This is a genomic window from Tsukamurella pseudospumae, assembly GCF_001575195.1.
Classification (GTDB): Bacteria; Actinomycetota; Actinomycetes; order Mycobacteriales; family Mycobacteriaceae; genus Tsukamurella; species Tsukamurella pseudospumae.
The window spans coordinates 1-1,765 of record NZ_LSRF01000040.1; the positions used below are offsets into that span (position 1 = coordinate 1).

A 1,765-nucleotide genomic window follows, 5' to 3' on the forward strand; every position below is an offset into this window, starting at 1 on the left:
CGCAGCATGCGGCACGCGGAGTCGATGGCGGCGTCAGCGGCTTGCTCGGTCAGTCCGGAACGGCGAGCGGTAGTCACGGCGGAATCTCCCAAGTGATGGTCTGTGCAGGTGGACTCGGCCTATTCGGCAGGCCGGTGGCGCAGGAGCTGGTCGTAGGCGGCGACGGACGGAAGCGGACGAGTATCCGGCGGGAGCGAGGCCAGGCGGTGCGCGGTCAGCGAGATGACACTGCGCTGGTCAGCAGTGGTGTCTAGATCGACGGCCGCTTCCGCCGCGGTGGGTTCAGTGTCGGCTTTGCGGGCCTCCAGAGCGACGGCGTCGGCGGTGAGCGCCCCAGCGGAGAGCGCGGCGGCGAGACCGGCGACGACCTGTTCGTGACGCATATGCCGATGCAGCAAGAGCACCTCGATCAATGCGCGGGTGCCGGCCTGGTCGCCGTGGGCTTTGCGGGCGGCGGCCCACCAGGCGTCGTGAATCGGCGTGAACTTCCCCGCAGCGCGGGCCTGCTCCAACGCCGTCGCACCCGGCAGCGCGCCCGGTTTGCGGAGCAGCCCTTCGAGGTAGTGGTCGAGCTCGAGGCGGGTGCCGCCCTTGGCCAGCAGGCGTTCATGTCGGGCCACGATCTCGGTGCGGCCGTCGAAGACCTCCAGGTGCGAGGCGTGCAGCAGCACCCGCACCTGCCGGCTGATGAGCCGGACTGGGACGGAGTAGCGGTTGGTGCGGACAGTGACCTGCGCGTAGCGGTCCACCCGCGGGGTGAACCACGTCCCGGTCTCGCACCCGTTATCCGGAAGCGGCGCGAGCAGCGGGCGTTCGGTGGCGAACATCTGCCCGACCGTCTGCATCCGGTCCCCGATCCGACGCGCGTCATCAGCCTGGTCGTAGACATCGATCAGCGCGTTGAGCTCGTCGATCGAGTCCACTTCCGGGACGGGAACGAGGTGGTTCCGACGGAACCAACCGATATCCCCCTCGACGCCACCCTTCTCATGCGCGCCGGTGATTCCGGGCTGGCAGTAGAACGGCTCGACCCCGAAGTGCGATCTGAACCCGACCCACCGCTGAGCTTCGGTCCGGGCCCGAGAGAACCCGATCACGGTCGCGACCGCCGATTTGAGATTGTCGTAGCGGACATGCCTGGTCGGGACCCCGCCGAGCACGTTGAAGGCGTGCGTGTGGCCCTCGAAGAACGCCTCCTGCCCCGCACTGATCGAAACCCGGTGCACCGCCTTCCCTGAATACGACAGACGCAGCGAGAACAGGTAGCAGATCACCAGCTCCCCGCGGAGCTTGACGCTGACCTCGCCGAAGTCGACCTCCGCCTCCTCACCCGGCCGGTGCACCTGCGGAATGAACACCGTCGCCGGTGCCCGCCCGGCCTCGACGGCGATCTGCGGTTTCCGTTCGGCGACGTAGGCGCGGACCCGCGCATAGGAGACATCCGTCATGCCGTGCTCATCCATCAACCGAGTGTGGATCCGGCGGACGGTGTGCCGCTGCTTACGCGGCGCATCCAGGTCCGCGAGCAGGATCGCGTCGATCGCCGCGGCGTACTGATCGACCTTCGATTGCCGGCGCGGATACCGTTTGCGTTCACTCGGCCACGCCGACCCCGCCGCCTCATCGACCGTGTGCCAGCTGACCTGGTACTTCCCTTGAATCATCCGCCGCGAGACGCCGTCTCGCAGGTCACGTCGGATCGCCGCGAACAGCTCCACCTTCGACATCGACGACGATCCGGATCCAGGCATCAGCAGGCTCCCAG

General features: G+C 67.9%; 1 protein-coding gene. It reads right to left on the reverse strand.

Annotation, left to right across the window (positions count from 1 at the left end; genetic code table 11):
- Positions 1 to 119: 119 nt before the first annotated feature.
- Positions 120 to 1,751 carry an IS21 family transposase gene (gene istA, locus AXK60_RS12925; protein WP_425315218.1) on the reverse strand — a complete coding sequence of 544 codons (1,632 nt, stop codon included), beginning with the start codon at positions 1,749 to 1,751 and terminating at the stop codon, positions 120 to 122.
- Positions 1,752 to 1,765: the final 14 nt, after the last annotated feature.